Origin of the sequence: Flavobacterium sp. FPG59 (assembly GCF_002150205.1) — a bacterium.
GTDB lineage: Bacteria > Bacteroidota > Bacteroidia > Flavobacteriales > Flavobacteriaceae > Flavobacterium.
Genome location: NZ_MTCA01000051.1, coordinates 1 through 18500 on the forward strand (window position 1 = coordinate 1; position 18500 = coordinate 18500).

An 18500-nucleotide genomic window follows, 5' to 3' on the forward strand; every position below is an offset into this window, starting at 1 on the left:
AAAAAAGTTTCATTTAAGACAAAAAAGTTGATAATTGAAAAATAAACTTGAGTTCATCTATACCTTTTTATAAATTAGAAAATAAGTCTATGAACTTTTTAAAGTTTATTCTTTAACCAAAGTACACTCAAAAAGATTTTTAAAATGATGCAGGATTTTTTCTTTTACTTCACTTTCATTCACTTCTTTTACTCCTAGCTCCACATTTAGTGAAGTCACAGCTTTTCCTTTTATACCACAAGGAATAATATTATCAAAATAACCTAAGTCTACATTTACATTCAATGCAAACCCATGCATGGTAACCCATCGTGATGCTCGAACTCCCATGGCACATATTTTTCTAGCAAATGGTGTTCCTACACCAAGCCAAACACCTGTCTCCCCTTCGCTACGCCCACAGGCAAGACCGTATTCTTGTAGCGTAAGAATAATTGACTCTTCTAATAAACGAAGGTACTTGTGAATGTCTGTGAAAAAATTTTCTAAATCGATAATTGGGTAGCCTACTATTTGTCCTGGGCCGTGGTAGGTAATATCACCGCCTCTATTAATTTTATAAAAAGTAGCACCTTTGGCTTCCAATTGCTTTTCAGATAAAAGCAAGTTAGTCAAGTCACCGCTTTTACCAAGTGTATATACATGCGGATGCTCTACAAAAAGAAAATAATTAGGCGTAGTCAATTCAAGTTCCTCTCGACGATTCCGAATTTTTAAATCTACAATACCCTTAAATAATTCTTCTTGGTATTCCCAAGTAGCCTTGTAATCATTATTTCCTAGATCTTGAAGTTGGATTTCTTTGTTCATTTTATTTAATTTTCAAACAGCACTTTAAATCCTAGTTGATCACTATTCTCTTTTAAGTTTTCTATAGGTATCTCAACAACAAAGCTTTTTTTATCTTCTGAAATCTTAGCATCCTTTAATGAGATGCTTTTTATCTTTTTTGGGAAATGATATTCTAAAGAATATTTACATTCCTTAAACATATCCTGCATTTTTTTTGAGAATTCATCATCAGCTTCTTTTTTAGCACTCTTTTTTTTATTTCTAGAAGTAGACACTGCATTTTTTATTTCTTTATTATTCTTATCTAATACTTTCTTTTCAAAACTAGTACCATCATAAACAAACGATGTTCTATAATCATTCTCGTCCTCTGATTTTTTAGAAACCTTACCTCCTAACCTTTTATCTGATAATGACAAAACCTCAGCACTTTTTAGAGGAGACACCATATTTTTCAAGCTATCTAAAGACGCAAAATCAAATGCCATATTGTATTCAAACAGCTGTTTTTCTTCATTGACTTTTAAATTGATTTTAAAATCCTCAAGTAATTTTAACTGTTCTTTTTCTACGATAGAGAGTTTACCAATGCTATCACTCATTTTTGCAAACATTTCCTTGAATGTAAAAACGGTATCTACATTTTTAGAAACTTTTGTAGAGTCCCTTTTTGGCCCTCCCATTTTTAATAAAGCAGCCATATCAAAACCATACGAAAATGTTCCTGAACCGTTTTCATTTATTACCATTTTCTCTTTTATGGTACAACTCACTATTGAAATGAGAACCAAAAGAAATACTGCTATTTTTTTCATATTATTTTTTTGTTCAAATATACAAACTCTTTACAAAAGAATCCGAACTCATTATTACTCCAAAACCACCTCCAGATTAGTACTGTCTGGATTGTACAGACAATCTGTGATTTTAAAATCTATTTGTAATGATTTTTGATCAGAACTAATTTTAGCATTTGGGTTTGAAACCGATTTTATTTTTAATGGAAACTGGTATTTGAGCACAAAATTTTCTACAAGTTTTAATGAAGCGTAATATTTTTTGTTAGCCTCTACTCTTGCTTGCTCTGTTTTAAGTCTTTCTGGATCTGTGATTTTAACAATCCGTTTGAAAATTTTACCATCATAGCTATATTGTACACTAAAATAATGTTCCTCGGCAGCCAATGCATAATTATGAATAATATCGCTTACATAATTTTCGGTTTTTAAAAGGTCAGCCACTTCTTCTACAACCTTAAATTCTTGCGTAAAAGTAGTTTTGAAATGTTTTTCGATTGAACTCTTTTTTATATGAACCGTTACTGGATTGAATTTTCCGAAAACCTCTTTTTCAAATTTTGTCAGTCTCGAAAAAGTTTCTTGGTTTTTAGCGATGACATCCTTAAAAACATAGGTAGTATCTTGGTATTCTTCTTCTTTAGAATATTCCTCTCCCACTAACAATTGATAGCTTTGCTCATCCCTTAAAACTTCTTGAGTTATTTTACCCGATCCATCACTGTTTATGGTAAGTGTTTCGGTAATTTGACAACTTGTCAATAAAATGAGGCCTATTAAGCCTAAGTATTTTTTCATAAGAGTTAGGGTGATATATTAAAGACAAATATACATGAATTGTACTACTTTTAGACTCCTGAAAAAAATAAATTTTCTAGTATTGCCCTGATAGCAGCGGCATCCTTTTTTTCTTGTTTTTACAAGAAAAAAAGATAGAGCGAATAGCAGGAATAGACGCCAATTGAAAGATGATTGTGTGCATCAAAAAAGAAAAAAAAGGGTCCTTGATAAACTTTAATTTTTAAAACTTAAATAGTATCTTTGCGGACTTAAAAACAGCATATAATGGCATTATCTGAACAAGAAATATTACGTAGAGAGGCACTCACAGAATTGCGAAACCTAGGCATTGAGCCTTATCCTGCAGCAGAATTTGTTACAACAGTTTACTCAAGCGAAATCCTTGCTGACTTTGAAAAGTACGAAGGCAAAGAGGTAGTTTTAGCAGGTAGATTGATGGGAAAACGCATTATGGGGAAAGCTTCATTTGCTGAATTAAAAGATGCCGAAGGACGTATACAAGTATACATTTCTCGCGATGATATTTCAAATGATGAGGAGAAAACGATGTACAATGTTGTTTTCAAAAAATTATTGGATATCGGCGATTTTATTGGTGTGCGCGGTACGGTTTTTAAGACTCAAGTAGGCGAAATATCAGTGCATGTTCATGAACTTAGTGTTCTATCAAAAGCTTTAAAACCATTACCAGTTGTAAAAACAGATGCTGACGGAAAAACTTACGATGCCTTTGCAGATCCTGAACAAAGATACCGCCGTCGTTATGTAGATTTGACGGTTAATGATCATGTAAAAGCTACTTTTATTAAGAGAACTAAATTGTTTAACGCCATGCGTTCTTTTTTTAATGATAAAGGATATCTTGAAGTTGAAACTCCTGTTTTACAGCCTATTCCTGGTGGTGCTGCGGCTAGACCGTTTATTACACACCACAACTCACTTGACATTCCGCTTTACATGCGTATTGCAAATGAATTGTATTTAAAAAGATTGATTGTTGGTGGATTTGATGGGGTTTATGAATTCTCTAAAAACTTTAGAAATGAAGGAATGGACAGAACGCATAATCCAGAATTTACCGCTATGGAAATATATGTAGCCTACAAAGACTACAACTGGATGATGAAATTTACCGAAAACCTACTAGAGCACTGTGCCCTGGCAGTTAACGGAACTAGCGAAGCTACTTTTGGCGAACATACAGTAAATTTTAAAGCACCGTATGCACGTGTTACCATGACGGATTCTATCAAGCATTTTACCGGTTTTGATATTTCTGGTAAAAATGAAGCCGAATTGTTTGAAGCAGCTAGAGGCATGGGCATTGATGTAGACAAAACCATGGGGAAAGGAAAACTTATTGATGAAATTTTTGGCGCTAAATGCGAAGGAAACTACATTCAACCTACGTTTATTACTGATTATCCAAAAGAGATGTCTCCGCTTTGTAAACAACACCGTGATAATCCAGAACTTACAGAACGTTTTGAATTAATGGTATGTGGAAAGGAAGTTGCCAATGCCTACTCAGAACTTAATGATCCTATTGATCAAAGAGAGCGTTTTGAAGACCAAATGCGCTTAGCAGAAAAAGGTGATGACGAAGCGAACGGTACTATAGATGAAGATTTCTTGAGAGCATTAGAATATGGAATGCCACCTACGTCTGGATTAGGAATTGGAATGGATCGTTTGATGATGTTTTTAACTAATAATTCTTCTATTCAAGAAGTATTGTTATTTCCACAAATGCGTCCTGAGAAAAAACAAGTAAAAATTGAGCTTGAAGAAGACGAAAAATTAATTGTAACGCTTTTACAAGTAAATAACAATCAAATGGAATTTGGTTTATTGAAAATCCAATCTCAATTGAGTGGTAAAAAATGGGACAAAGCCATGAAAAACCTTTCGTCATTAGGGATGACCGAAGTTGTAGTTGATGGTGATGTAAAATCTTGTAGATTAAAAGAATAAGTTTGTTTGAGAACTATATTTATAAAAAAAGAGCTTCAATTGAAGCTCTTTTTTTATATTTTACAAACTGTAATTCAAATTTACACTCCATCTGTAATTTGCTTCAACATTACCGCCAGTAAGATTTTGATTGATGGGTAACATGGCATTAGCTCCAAAAGAAAGTCTGTCTTTCCCAACCTCAAAACCAACTTTCCCAAAAAGAATATCACCGTTTGTATTTCTTAATTTTTGATTGTACTGGTAATTACTTTCATAAACTTCACCGGCAAACCCAAGTTGTGGAACAATCGAAAAACTATTTTTCTCGTACAAATAGAAAAAAGTTCCTGCGTAATTCAATTGATTCCCAAAACGATAACTCTTTTGGTTTTCCGTTTTTATTACATAATTCAGCATCGAGTTTAAACCAAATTGTTTTCTTTTAACCACATATTCAGTTGCCAAAAGATAATCCCAACTTCCTGTCCCTACCTGAAAACTTGGATTTATACTTCCGGAATTTGCCTCATTAAATTTTCCGGTTGGCGCTTTTATCCCACCTCCCAATTGTAATGTATGTACCAAAAACGTACTGTCTTTATGGGTTTGATACAAACGATACATTGCCAAAACAGTAATGTCGCCAATCCCATTAATGCCTTTGTTGCCAGTTGCGGTTTCTCTTTCATGAAAATGATACGGCAATAATGCCGAAACCTGAACCTTTTCACTAACCGGGATTCGGCCCCAAACCTGAACGGTGTTGAAATTTTCTTTGTACCAAGGCGAATTGCTGTACAAGCCATCCATGGATTTGTATTGTTGATTGAAATACCGAATCCCAACGAAATTAGAGTTCAACATCGAGGCGAATCCCATGCTTCCGCCACTGGCGGAGCAACCACAGGCATCGCAAAAATCCTCTTCTTCAAGGAAGGAATGGTATTTTGCAAATGGATTTATGGAATTTAAACTGTCTTTTTCGGTGGCGTTTGCCAATTGAAAAAAAAGTACTAAAAGTAATGCGTATTTTTTCATGTTTGTTGTTTTTAGCCCTGATGGAAACGGAAAGCCCGGAGCGGTAAAAGCTTGTTTTTCTTGTCCTGAAAAAGCGACCGGAGGAAGCTCTTTTCAGGACATAGAAAAACGGCTTTTGCAGCGAGGACTTGCAGTGTACAGCAGGAAATAGCTTCTAAAATTAATATTCAGAAAAGCGTTTGTCCGTTAGGTATTGCGTGTCTGTCAATGTTTTTAGAAAAGCAATAATTTTTGATTTTTCTGTCGCTGTCAAAGGGATTCCGAGTGACCCGTTTTTATTCAAAATTGGGTCTAAAGTAGCTGAATTCACTATACCGGAATTGTAATGATCCATAACGGCTTCTAATGTAAATAAGCGTCCATCGTGCATGTAAGGCGCTGTTTTTTCTATGTTTCTTAAACTTGGCACTTTGAATTTGTACTTATCCTGAGGCAACTCAGTCACGCGAAAACGCCCGATATCATTGTACGCGGGATCAATTGGCAAGCCATTGTTTCTAAAAGAATTGTCCGTAAACAAATCCGTAGCATGACAACTGGAACATTTTTGGTTGAAAATGGAATAACCGTCCTTCTCGTCTTGCGTGAGCGTTCCGCCAGATTCATTGCGTCGGTACTTGTCAAAACGGGAATTTGAGGACGTCACCATAACCATAAATTGTCCCAAGGCTTTGAGCATGTTTTCGGAATTTATTTGTCCATCCGTAAAAGCAACTTTGAATAATTTCTGATACACTGGATCGACTTTCATCATAGCAATCGCTTTCGCAAAATCGCCATTCATTTCTATAGGACTTGTGAACGGAATAATAGGCTGTAAATCCAAATGCGATGCTGCTCCATCATACATAAAAGTGGTTTGGTAGGCCAAATTCTGGATTGGTGGCGTGTTTCGGGTTCCAATAGCGTCATCTACTCCGTGACTCAAGGTATGTCCGTGATGCGTAAATGCATCTTCCTGAATATGACAAAATCCGCAGGAAACAATCCCGTCCGAAGCCAATCGACCATCGTAGAAAAGTTTTTTCCCCAGTTCAAATCCTTTTTCGGTGGGTGGATTATTCATCAGATCGTATGCCAAAGGCGGGAAATTTGCCGGAACTTGAAAGTTCAGAGGAACGTCCTTATAGTCTTCGCTTTCATCAGCAGAACAAGACCACAGCAACGGAAAAATGAGCAATATGATATATTTTGCTTTCATTTTATATTTTTTTAAAAAAGCGGTCGGAGATTTAATTTCCAACCGCTTTTTGATTAAAAAATTAATCGTTGTGAACGTGATCTATTTTGAACATAGAAGAAACGTTAGTAGTAACCAAAGCCAGTTTAGCGCCTCCCATAACAGTTGCCGCTTCCGTAAGATTGATTTTATTAGTTCCATCTATAACTTGAGACAAATCAGTCATGATGTGAACCTGAGGTGTAATTGTAGTTCGTACCAAAGCATTTTCAGGGAAACTCAAAGTAACTTCAGCATAATTATAATCGGTTCCGGTTTGTCCGGTATGTACTTTAAACCCTTTTGCCGTTGTTACCGTAGGAGCTGTAAAAGTACCTTCGAAAGCCACAAACTTATAACCTGCACTCCAAGACCACATCATTCCGGCAGTTTGGGCTGTTGCCAAGAAATCTCCTTGACCCGTTGCTCCTGCTTCCCACTGCGTTTTATCGACTCCAATTCCGTATTTTACTTTAGTGTAATTTCCAGCAGGAATGTTTGAAAGATTCAATACTAATGTTGCAGGCGTAGCTTCATCTACAATAAAATAGCTTTGACTTTTTGGGTACGTAAAGGTAGTTCCATCCTCTTTTGTCAAAACAATATTACTCACAATGTACTTCACTTTTGAAACCGATACAACCTCAGCATTCGAATTGGTGTAGTTCGTATTGAAAGCAAAATTAGCCGATTTATACACGTTGTCAAATTCTAATTTTAGATTTCCGTTTCCGGTAATCATTTCATTATCATCGTCATTAGAGCAAGAAAACAAGGTAACTGAGATAGCCATTACAGCTAGTATATTTTTTAATTGAAATTTCATTTCTTAAAGTTTTTTATTTTGAATATAAGTACTGTTTCGCATGCTATTTTTGGGTTATTATTTCCAAAAAAAGCAAACAAATTTTCATCCATTGTTTAGAACGGAAGAAATAAAGCATACTACATGCTTAAAAAATTTATGAAATGAAAGTGGGTGGGTGAAAAACAGAAGCACTATTCAAGCGAGCATATAAATTAGAATAATGCGGGTTTATTTTTTCTTTGGTATCAAAAAAAACTGTTGCCATTTCGAAAGATTTGATTTCCTCAAAAATGATCACATCAAGGATAGGAGCAGTTCCTTTTTTATCGGAAGAAAGTGGTTTTTCAGCATCAGAAGCTTTGGCTAATTCTTTCATCAAATGACATTTTCCGTTACATTGCATTTTAGGTTTATCCCTATTGATGCAAAGTACTTTTGAAATATATTCATAATTAACGATATACTCTAAAACCGGCAGAACGGGTTTTATAAGCATGATCAATACAATTATAAATATGATTTTTTTCACCGTGCAAAATTACTAAATGATTGTTTGATAAAAAATAGTTTTGAATAGAATAATCATAAATAAAATCACTCTATTCAAAACCAAATACTTGAATGCTTTACGCCAATTTTAATTCGGGGATTTCAATCTCGTTTAATTCCAGTTTATACGAATTAAACTGACTGAAAATCTCATTTTTGGTGCTTTCGAAAAAAGGAGTTGCTGCAAATAAATGCTCATAATATCCGATTCCTGCGAGCAAATTATTTTTGAACGAATTCCATTTTTTAATTTGTCCCAAAGTTATTTCTTCAGTAACCGCTGAAATTTCATTTTTCAGATAATCAAAATACATTTTTAACTCCTTCACAAATAGATTTGGGCGATTAGTAACCGTCAATACTGATGCGTTTCCATAAATGTGCTGCACCATTTTAGAAAGTGAAACTTCTTTATCAAAATATGCCATGTTGGGCCCTGGACAAATGATTACGCCTTGCGCCTGCCCTTTTATCTTAATGTCATTTTCAAGATAGGAAGCATTGGCTAAACCCACACAAAGACAGGCTTTCTCCGTAATACTGTTTTTCTTTTTTTCGAAAATTTCAGCAGTTAAAATATCTTTTTGAAGATGTAATTCTTCCAGTTTTAAGTCTTGGTATTTCTTGGAAGATGTACAAATTCCTTGTGCATCGTATTCTTTGCTTAACGCCAAAAATCGTTTTGGACACGAACTTCCTGCTTTGCTTTCCTCAATTCGTTTCAATTTTAATTTTTCATTCGTTGTGCCTCGCAATGTATTGAACGGTATCCCCAACGGCGAAATATGACTTAAATAAAAATCATCTTCTTTGGCTCCAGCCAATAGTGCTCTAGTGTGTGTATCAACCGAAGTAGCTTCAGGAACTAACAAAAACGGTGAACCCCAACCCACAGAATCTACCTCATAATGATTCAATAGAAAATCGTGTTCTTCAGCAGTTCCTACACCGCCTTGAACCGTAATTTTTAAATCCAAAGGTTGTTGTGGAACATGCATTTCTTTTTGTCCCAATGCTTTCGCCATCAACTCATGCGCAGATTGAATCAATTGCTCTTTTTTCTGTTTGAATTCTTCCAGAATAGGTCCCAACAAATAGCCTTCGGTAGCAAAAGCATGTCCGCCACAATTCAGTCCAGATTCGATTCGATATTCAGAAACCCAAAGTCCTTTTTTAGCCAAAAAATTCCCTTGAATCATAGCCGAACGAAAGTCACTCACTTTTAGTGTAATTTTCTTTTTCAATGTATTATTTTTATCTGGAAAGAAAGCTGAAAAACTTTCGAAATAGCTGTATAATCTTGGGTTCATCCCAGCCGATAAAACAACCGAAGATTCTAATGTACTGTTCACAAACCCGCGAAGTGCAGCATGTGCATCATTAAAAGCAATTGGCAATTGTTCGTCTTTGATAAAATTGTCCTTATCTAATTTGGTCATAATATTAACATCAATATCACCTGGGAAAAGATTTTTCTCCAGATAATTTTTGATATTTTCTTTAAAAGCAAAACCGTCTTCCATCAAGTGTTGCAGACCCGCTTTAATCTCTGATTTGTTGGGCAACATGGTGATGTAATTTTCCAAAGCTGATTTGCTTTCGGATAATTCCGTTTTGAAATTTTCGAATTTTTCCTTCACGATTTTGTTTACCAAATTCAGATAAGAAGTAATACGTTCTGCACGATAATCATGCATTTTCTGGGTCATTTCCTGATACGGCAAATCGAATTTCTTACTGTAAAAAGCATTCATTTTTTCGATAAGTTCATCATCCATAATTGAAATTACGGAGGAAATTCCATACTTAGCCACTCGTATTGGGCTATCAATCGTATAAGCAAGTCCCATCACTGGAATATGAAAGGTATGAAGTGGTTTACGTGTAGTCATAGTAAAATGAGTTTTATATATAAACCACAAAAATCGCGAAAGAAAACCTTAAAAAAACTGATAAATATCATGCTTTCAATGCTATAAACAGCATTTATTTTGTGCTTTTTAGAAAAACAAAAACAACATCAACTATACATTTTGTTAGTTCAAGTAAAAAGTGTAGCAGATGCATTAAAAACACTTGCAGTTAGCTGACGTATTTTTCGAAGCAGACACGAAAGTTAAATCTGTCTTAAAAATCATACGTAAATAAGTTTAATTTCTACTTTTACTGGAAAAATAGATATGAAAAAAATTACAACAACATTATTTGCATTATGCGCATTTGCATTTGCAAATGGACAAGCAAAAGACGGTCAGCTCTTAAAAGGAAAGTGGCTTATTGAGGCCAATACTGGTTTTGGTAACAATGTAGGTTCTACAGCTTTGTATTTTAGTAATACAGATGGTGTAAACGCATTTAACATTGGTGCTGAAGGCGGCTATTTTATAAAAGACAATCTAGCATTAAAATTAGGACTGGGTTATGGAGAAGTTGATGGTGTAGGTGAACCAATTGCCTATAAAGTTGGTGCTAAATATTATATCAAAGGCATGATTCCTGTAGAACTGTCCTATAACGGTATAGGCTTTGGTGAACCTGATTTAAATCCTACCTACGTAGGAACACAAATAGGCTATGCACTATTTTTAGGCAAAAATGTAAGTATAGAACCTGGAATGAGATATAATTTTGCAACACACAAACAGTTTTATGACAACAAGTTCCAGTTAAACATTGGTTTTGCATTGCATTTTTAAAATAAAAAGTGATCAAAAAAACAAGCCGACTCCCTGCAAGGAGTCGGCTTACTAATTCAAAACAAAACTAACTAAATATTAAAAACCTAAACCTACAGCCATTGCAGTAGCTTGAACATTTACATCTGTGATTTTTGTTGCCGCACCTGTAGCTAGATTGATACTGTATACAGCGGTAACATTATTTACTTTTAGCAATGCAAATGCTGTAGTACTGTTTCCTCCAATATCAAATCCACTATCAGCATCTACATTAATTCCTAAACTTCCTATGGATACAAGAGTTCCGTTATTAGGTGGATCTTGACGGAAAAGAGTATCTGTTTGTGAGTCTATTACAAATAAAACCGTTGTTGTTGCACCCGCTATATTATTTGTGTAAGCACCCGCAGTAACAGCTGGAGTTCCAGGATTTAAATTCCCATCAACTGCTGCAACCGTTCCTAAATCTGGGTGTAAACGTAAATTTTGACCTGTATTACTAACTAAACGTATTCTATCAACAGTAGGATTAAAATCAAAACCAAAAGCAGTCCCTACTAACGCAGTTCCAAATGTAGAACCTACAACAGTTAAGGCACCGTTTGCGGTATTCACTGTAAAAAGTCTACTTTGATTTGATACCGCATACAATCCACCATTTGCAGGTCTAAAATCAAGACCTACGATAGATTCATTTGTTGCCAAACCTGTTAAAGCAACTGAATTATGAGTTCCAGTTGTTGGATTAAAACGAAACAACATATTTGAGCTTGTAGTAGCATAAGCAATAGGATTTGTTTTAAAAGCAATACTTACAATTTGCTCCACAAACTTCCCTATGTTTGCAGCTTTACCAGTTGTTAAATCAATAGAAAATAAAGAAGAAACATTATTATTGTTAGTCACGGCTAATGCAGTAGAATTATCAGGTACAATATCCATATCGCCCTGGCCTTCAAAGTTTATTCCTAGATCACCCACCAATTGTAATCCACCATCATTAGGAGGGGTTTGTAAATATAATTTATCTTGTTCAAAGTCAATATCATACAACATCGTTGTGGCAGCTCCCGCCATACTGTTAGTGTATGCAATGGCGCCAATTTTTGGACTGATACCACCATTGATAACTCCGTCTGTAGCAACAACAGTTCCCAATTCTGGGTGTAATCTTAAATTTTGACCAGAATCTGTCACTAATCTTATTCTATCAACAGTAGGATTAAAATCTATCGACGCGTTTGCAGATGCTAAAACAGGTGCAAATGAAGTAGCCCCAAGTGCAGTTGCAACACCACTTTTTTCATTTATAAAATACAAACGACTTGATGAACCCAATCCGTATAGCTGTCCCGTTGCTGATCTATAATCAATGCTCACAATTTTCTCAGCTGCTGGTAATCCTACAATAGGCACTGTTGCAATAGGTGCGCTCAATGTACGTGCGTTGTAAGTAATAATAGTGTTATTACTTGCCAAAGCTGTAAAATTTACATCAGGCGCAACTGCTTCTGCAGGTTTATTAGAATTATTTGAATCATCGTCATTACATGAAATTGCCGTAAGGGACAAAAATGCTACTCCTAGCAAGGAAGCAAAGCCTAAATTAAGTTGTTTCTTTTTCATCGTTTTTTTTATTTGGTTATACAAACATTTACGAAACGATATTTAATTTGGTTTTACCAAATCTATTTTTTTTGGTTATCCAATGAAAATCAAACTGTAATTTGCTTACTACACTTTAAAATTCTCATGCTTTACATTTAAAAAAAAGAGTAAAAAGAACGGGTAAATACAATCCAATTCTGTTGAAAAAAAAAGTATATAAACTTAAAAAAGCGTTTCTATATTACTAAAATTGAAAGAAATAATCCTCTATAACAACCATTTTCTAGATAATTTTTTGTTAATTATTAAACTTTTTTGTTTTGTATTTGTCCTATAGCAATAAACTTTAAAACTAAAAAAAATGAAAAAATTATTGATTGTAATGGTTTTGGCTTTTGGAATAACAAGTCAAGCGCAAGAAAGAAAAACAAGAACTGAGGGTGCTAAAATGGAAGGCATGAGTACTGATCAAAAAAGAGCCTTACAGGTCAAGAAAATGACTCTGGAACTAGATCTTAATGCATCGCAGCAAAAAGAAATTAGTTCACTTCTTGCAGAACAAAGCACTAAACGTGAAGCGCTGCTTGCTGATAAAAAAGCCAATAAAACAGTAGAAAAAAAACAACTAACGTCTAATGAGCGTTTTGAGCTTAAAAACCAAATGCTAGACAATCAAATAGTGATGAAAGAAAGAATGAAAAAAATTCTTTCAAACGAGCAGTTTAAAAAATGGGATGCTTCAAGAACAGAAAGACACCAACGAGCTGCTAAAAGACTAGTGTATCAGCATGGTAAAAAAGCGAATAGAATGGAGTCTCACAGAAAATAAATGATTATTTTATAAAAAATACCCCCGAATAGTATCTAACTTTTTGGGGGCATTTTTATGTAAATATTTTTTACGTCAATCCTTTTTTTAAAAAGTTTTAGACACTTTATCGATGGCTTGAATGGTGAAATCTAGATCTTCATACGTAAGCGCATCAGTTATAAACCAAGTTTCATAAGCAGAAGGCGCTATGTAAATTCCTTCTTGGAGTAAGCCATGAAAGAATTTCTTAAAGGTTTCATTGTCTCCTTTTGCAGCTGTTTGAAAATCTACTACTGCGTTTTCATCAAAATGCACTGAAATCATAGATCCAATGGTATTTATTGTAAACACCACGTTGTTATTGCGCAAAACTCTATCTATTCCTGCTGCTAAGTAAGCTGTTTTGTCTTTTAATCGATTAAATACCTCTCTATCTGCATCTAAGGCTTGTAGCATGGCTAATCCTGCGGCCATTGCCAATGGATTTCCAGACAAAGTTCCTGCTTGGTAAACAGGACCTAATGGCGCAAGATAATTCATAATTTCAGCGCGTGCTGCAAAGGCACCTACAGGTAAACCTCCACCTATTACTTTTCCAAAACAAACAATATCTGAACTAACTCCTGCAAGCTCTTGAACTCCGCCTGCTGCAAGTCTAAAACCGGTCATTACTTCATCAAAAATAAGTAGGATTCCATTATCTGTACACAATTGGCGCAAGCCCTCTAAAAAACCTTCTTTAGGTGGAATACAACCCATATTACCCGCCACAGGTTCAACAATTATGGCTGCAATTTCATTAGGATTTGCTGTAATTAATTCAGCTACATTGGATAAGTCATTGTATCGTGCTAGCAAAGTATCCTTAGCCGTTCCAGCGGTTACCCCTGGACTATTAGGAGAACCAAATGTAATAGCGCCACTTCCTGCTTGAATCAAGAAAGAATCGGAATGTCCGTGATAACAACCTGCAAATTTTATGATTTTATCTCTTTTAGTATACCCACGTGCTAGTCTGATGGCACTCATACAGGCTTCGGTCCCTGAGTTTACAAAACGAATTTTATCAATATTGGGTACCATTTTAACGGCTAAAGCAGCAATTTGAGTTTCAAGCTCAGTTGGCATCCCAAAAGAGGTTCCTAATTTTGCTCTTTCAACGACAGCTTCAACAACAGGCTCATACGCATGGCCTAAAATCATTGGCCCCCATGAATTGATGTAATCTATTAGTTTATTTCCATCTTCATCATACAGGTAAGCACCTTTGGCACTTTTTACAAAAATAGGCGTACCACCTACTGCTTTAAAGGCACGAACAGGAGAATTGACACCTCCAGGAATTACTTTTTCTGCTTCAGCAAAAAGCTGACTACTTCTTTTATATAACATCTAATGAATACTAATTATGTGTTTATACTTATTTTACAATTAACCGCTGACCAATAGCGAGTGCGTTATCAGTAAGATTATTTTTTTGTTTTAAATCCTCTACTTGTAAGGCAAATTTCTTTGCAATAGAATATAAAGTATCTCCTTTTTGAACTTCATAACTGTCAGAATTCCAAACTACTGACTCCTTATTAGAAATATTTAATTCATCTGTAATTTCCTTAATTTTAGCATTTGAATTGATCCCTAAAACCAAATCATCGTATTGATGTAACTGGTATCTTTCTATATATGAAATTAATTTATCAGGATACTTAGGATCTGTGGCGTAACCCGCTGCTCGTAAACCTTTGGCCCAAGCCTTGTAATCGCCTTTTTGATTTTCAAATAATTTAGAATACCTGTTTCTACTCGTTAAAAAGAGTGCATGATCCTTAAAAGACTCTGATGGATTTTCATATTTTCTAAAACATTCCTGAGAGGCATCATCATCATGATTGACTGATTCTCCTGTCCAACCCACATGACATTTTATCCCGAAGTGATTGTTAGCACTCAAGGCCAAATCACCGTTGCCTGCTCCAGATTCAAGGATTCCTTGTGCCAAAATAATACTCGCTGGAATGCCGTAGTTTCTCATATTACCCATAGCAATATCTTTAAATTTAGAAACATACAAGGTAATTATATCACTGGTCACAACCGTTTTAGAGGTAGAAACTATAACTTCTTTTGGTGCATTATTTGCCGTTGTTTTCGTTTTTTGGGATACCGAAACATTTGGTTTTGTTGGTACTTTGGTAACCGGCTTTTTAGCTGATCTATTAGTTTCGGGTTTTCCCTTTACAACAGTTGGAACACTTGCTCTTGGTGTGCTTTTTTTAGTTACAATGACAGGTTTAGTAGCATTACAACTTGCTAATACTAGCACTACAAGCAAGACTATATATTTTTTAAACATGGATATTAATAGTTGGTAATTGTTTGTTTTTTAACTTGATATTCATGCCTTGAATACCTTGTAAACCTCCTGTATGGATCATTAAAATTTTCGAATTTTCGGGAAAATAATTTTTCTCCATCAAATCAAGAACTCCATAAACCATTTTTCCAGTATAAATAGGGTCTAGAGGTATTTTAAAATCGTGATAAAACTGATTGATAAATTGTATCAAAGTATCGTTTACCTTGCCGTAACCCCCAAAATGATAATCTGTTTGTAACTCCCAGTTTTTATTCTTTACAAAATTACAAATTTCCTCTTTCAAAAAATCACCTTTTAAAGCAGGAAATCCTAAAACTTTTTGATGTGGCAAAATACTATTTATAATACCTGAAATAGTTCCTCCTGTTCCAACGGAGCAACAGATATAATCAAAATAACTATCCTCCTCATTTACTATTTCCTGACACCCTTGTATGGCTAATGCATTAGTTCCACCCTCAGGAATCATATAAAAAGCTCCCCATTTTTCGGTCCATTTTGCAAGATTTTCTGGTTCATTCTTATGCTGATAATCTGATCTTGAAACAAACTCAAATTCCATTCCGCATTGCTTAGCAAACGCTAATGTGGGATTTAGAACCGTTTGGTTCTTTAATTCATCCCCTCGAATAATACCAATAGTTTTAAAACCATTTTCATACCCTGCATAAGCTACTGCGGCAATATGATTTGAAAATGCGCCTCCAAAAGTGAGCAACTGTTTTTCTTGCAATTCCTTAGCTTCAAGAATATTATATTTAAGCTTTCTGAATTTATTTCCTGATACAAATGGATGTAACAAATCCTCTCTTTTGATGTATAATTCAATTGAGTTGGAGAACATTTTCGCTACCTTTTGATTCAAAATATTTGATTTTATTACAAAGGTAAAACTAAAATGTATAAAAAATGCAACCTTCTCAGATTGCATTTAGAATTTGTATACTATTAAAATTAATTTTTAATGATTACTTTTTTTCCAAAAACTTTATTGTCTTTAGTAGTCAACTTTACAATATAAATTCCGTCACCATAACTAGCGGTCGAAAACGAATACGATGCTTGATCCCCCAAGTCCTCTTGAGTAAAAATTAACTTTCCAGCAACATCATACACCCCACAAGAAGCAAGCTCAAGCCCATTTGGGTTGCTTATGGTTAAGCTTTTTAATGGATTGTTTTGATAAACTATAAAATCTTCTTTAGCAACACCATCAACATCTAATGTTTTATTGTCTTTAAAAGTAATCTCGAATTGTGTGTTATTTTTCCCAGCTGGTAATTCCATTTCATGGAAACTATTTTTAATGTCGTGATAGGTATCTTTTACTTTGTCATGCAAAAAAATAGCATCCACATCAGGAAAATTGATAATATCCTTGACAGTAATTTTATAAATAGCTGTTTTTGTATTTCGAAAACCAATTGGAATTTTTTTATTAATGTCAAAATTGGTGGCATTAATTATATATTCTATATTGTTAATTAAAAAATATACATCAGCAGGAGAGTTCTCACTACTTGACATAGCATCCATAGCACGATCAGGACCATCTGTAGCCTCAGGTACAAATGCTAATGCAAGTTGCCTTACACCTTGATTATTCATTAAAGTATTTAATCTAATTTGAGGGGTTGGAGCCACACTAACGGTTTTATAATCAAATCCAGATATTGATTTTATTTTTGATAAATAATCTTTTTCAGTATTGGTTTTAGGGTTGTTTGTTGATTTTTCAAACTGTGAGTTGTTAGCCACTCCTTCTTTTACATAAATTCTGTAGCTATTCTTCATTTCAACAGCGCCATTTACAACACCATCTATCATAAACCCCTGACCTATTGGTGAAAATCTTCTTTCAAAAGCAGTACCTACTCCTGTTGAAGGTCCAGGATTTCCAGATCCATCATAGGAAAAAAAAGTAGCTGGAACATAAATACCAGTTCCTCCTCTCGCTATTGGAGAATAAGTACCGTAACCTCCTTTATAATCAGCAATATAGTGTGAGTTTACTGTTTTATCTTGTTCCCAAAAATAAGCAATTCCTGTACAATTTGTTTGTTCTATCAAAAATGCGGCAAGATCAATTGCAGATGGATAGGGATTGCCTGTAAGAGTAAATTGTAACGCTCCCACAGGTATTGATATAGTACCGTCATTTGGTTTTCCTCTAAAATCATAACGCTGTTTGCTTCCTGGATTGTTTTGAACTCCATTTACAGTGATTGCGTTGGTTCCAGACGTTCCCTTCATAGAGAAGCCTTCACCTGCATTTAAAGTCCCAGCACCACCTACTGCTGTCCAATTCCCATAATTTGAAGAGCCTATTAATTTATTAACCCAAAAAGGTGCAATAGCTAGAGGACTAGCGGTACCATTGTAATTATTTGTTGCTAAAATAACTGGATTATTAAATCCTGTCAAGCTCGTAACATCCTTGAGTTGTGTAATAGAAAAAGCTGAATTCCCAACAGTTGCAAGACTTGATCCTACTGGTGAACACCAATAATTATAATGAAAATTATTAGTCGATCCTTCTTGATAAACCGACAAATTCCCTAATCCGCTATTACCACTATTAGTTGTTGTACCTTGTAACAGCTGAGCACTATCTCTTAAATAAAAATTGCTCGTAGTTGCATTGAGCTCTACTTGTTCTTTTACATAAACCACCTCATTTGTAGCAAATACATAACTATTTGGACTCACATACAGTTGTGCCATACTTTCATTTTGAAAAAAAATGAAAAGAAAAAAGAAAGCTCCTTTTTGAAGTATTGATGTGTTCATAAGCTTTTAAATTAAGAGATATTAAATTTCTTTTTTTATAAAAACAGCTCAGCTAATTTGTTTCGAAATCTTAGAAGAAAATAGTAGAAGCAATAGCATGAAACAGAATTTTATTTTATAAAGCTACAAAAAAAATAAAATACAAAAGAACAAAAAAAACGATAAAGTTTATATTTTGTCGACCAAATACATCTTTTTTAATAAAAATTATGTTTTTTCTTTCAAATTTAAAATTACAAAAAGTGAAATAAATCCAGATTTTTACCTGTTGATGAC

General features: G+C 34.5%; 16 protein-coding genes. 3 read left to right on the plus strand and 13 right to left on the minus strand.

What is annotated here, in order from left to right; translation table 11 throughout:
- Positions 1–105: 105 nt before the first annotated feature.
- The 3 genes from lipB to FPG59_RS06975 are packed head-to-tail and all read right to left on the minus strand — an operon-like array spanning position 106 to position 2387.
- Complete coding sequence (gene lipB, locus FPG59_RS06965) at positions 106–810, minus strand: lipoyl(octanoyl) transferase LipB (RefSeq protein ID WP_086453901.1); 705 nt, start codon at positions 808–810, stop codon at positions 106–108.
- Positions 811–815: 5 nt separating this feature from the next.
- A complete protein-coding gene (locus FPG59_RS06970; protein ID WP_086453902.1) occupies positions 816–1607 on the minus strand; it encodes a hypothetical protein in 792 nt (263 codons plus the stop codon).
- A 54-nt stretch (positions 1608–1661) separates the two neighbouring features.
- Positions 1662–2387: a hypothetical protein gene (locus FPG59_RS06975; protein WP_086453903.1), complete on the minus strand. Its 726-nt coding sequence runs from the start codon at positions 2385–2387 to the stop codon at positions 1662–1664.
- Positions 2388–2654: 267 nt separating this feature from the next.
- Here FPG59_RS06975 and lysS point away from each other — a divergent pair, with 267 nt between their 5' ends.
- A complete protein-coding gene (lysS, locus tag FPG59_RS06980) occupies positions 2655–4364 on the plus strand; it encodes a lysine--tRNA ligase (protein ID WP_086453904.1) in 1710 nt (569 codons plus the stop codon).
- A gap of 60 nt (positions 4365–4424) precedes the next feature.
- Here the strand turns inward: lysS and FPG59_RS06985 are convergent, their stop codons facing one another.
- The 5 genes from FPG59_RS06985 to FPG59_RS07005 all read right to left on the minus strand — a co-directional run bounded on the left by FPG59_RS06985 (position 4425) and on the right by FPG59_RS07005 (position 9852).
- Positions 4425–5384, minus strand: a complete 960-nt coding sequence (locus FPG59_RS06985; RefSeq protein ID WP_086453905.1) for a hypothetical protein — start codon at positions 5382–5384, stop codon at positions 4425–4427.
- Positions 5385–5544: 160 nt separating this feature from the next.
- A complete protein-coding gene (locus FPG59_RS06990) occupies positions 5545–6585 on the minus strand; it encodes a cytochrome-c peroxidase (RefSeq protein ID WP_086453914.1) in 1041 nt (346 codons plus the stop codon).
- 61 nt (positions 6586–6646) lie between these two features.
- Complete coding sequence (locus tag FPG59_RS06995; RefSeq protein WP_086453906.1) at positions 6647–7429, minus strand: MbnP family protein; 783 nt, start codon at positions 7427–7429, stop codon at positions 6647–6649.
- Between the two features lie 136 nt (positions 7430–7565).
- The gene (locus FPG59_RS07000; RefSeq protein ID WP_254906661.1) at positions 7566–7940 is read right to left on the minus strand and encodes a hypothetical protein; all 375 of its coding nucleotides are present in this window, start codon (positions 7938–7940) and stop codon (positions 7566–7568) included.
- Between the two features lie 97 nt (positions 7941–8037).
- Positions 8038–9852: a hypothetical protein gene (locus FPG59_RS07005; RefSeq protein WP_086453907.1), complete on the minus strand. Its 1815-nt coding sequence runs from the start codon at positions 9850–9852 to the stop codon at positions 8038–8040.
- A 288-nt stretch (positions 9853–10140) separates the two neighbouring features.
- Between FPG59_RS07005 and FPG59_RS07010 the strand changes: the two genes are divergently transcribed.
- Positions 10141–10656 (plus strand): hypothetical protein, encoded by a 516-nt coding sequence (locus FPG59_RS07010; protein WP_086453908.1) that lies wholly within the window; start codon positions 10141–10143, stop codon positions 10654–10656.
- Between the two features lie 78 nt (positions 10657–10734).
- On the opposite strand, the gene FPG59_RS07015 is transcribed toward FPG59_RS07010, so the two are convergent.
- Positions 10735–12264, minus strand: a complete 1530-nt coding sequence (locus tag FPG59_RS07015; protein WP_086453909.1) for a DUF4394 domain-containing protein — start codon at positions 12262–12264, stop codon at positions 10735–10737.
- A gap of 343 nt (positions 12265–12607) precedes the next feature.
- Here FPG59_RS07015 and FPG59_RS07020 point away from each other — a divergent pair, with 343 nt between their 5' ends.
- Positions 12608–13075, plus strand: a complete 468-nt coding sequence (locus tag FPG59_RS07020; RefSeq protein WP_086453910.1) for a hypothetical protein — start codon at positions 12608–12610, stop codon at positions 13073–13075.
- 87 nt (positions 13076–13162) lie between these two features.
- Here FPG59_RS07020 and hemL read toward each other — a convergent pair whose 3' ends face one another.
- The 4 genes from hemL to FPG59_RS07040 form a co-directional block, all read right to left on the minus strand.
- Positions 13163–14449, minus strand: a complete 1287-nt coding sequence (gene hemL, locus FPG59_RS07025) for a glutamate-1-semialdehyde 2,1-aminomutase (protein WP_086453911.1) — start codon at positions 14447–14449, stop codon at positions 13163–13165.
- 28 nt (positions 14450–14477) lie between these two features.
- Entirely contained in the window at positions 14478–15380 is a 903-nt protein-coding gene (locus FPG59_RS07030) for a glucosaminidase domain-containing protein (RefSeq protein ID WP_369596804.1), read from the minus strand.
- A 22-nt stretch (positions 15381–15402) separates the two neighbouring features.
- A complete protein-coding gene (locus tag FPG59_RS07035) occupies positions 15403–16278 on the minus strand; it encodes a 1-aminocyclopropane-1-carboxylate deaminase/D-cysteine desulfhydrase (protein WP_086453916.1) in 876 nt (291 codons plus the stop codon).
- Positions 16279–16388: 110 nt separating this feature from the next.
- Positions 16389–18224, minus strand: a complete 1836-nt coding sequence (locus FPG59_RS07040; protein ID WP_086453913.1) for a T9SS type A sorting domain-containing protein — start codon at positions 18222–18224, stop codon at positions 16389–16391.
- Positions 18225–18500: the final 276 nt, after the last annotated feature.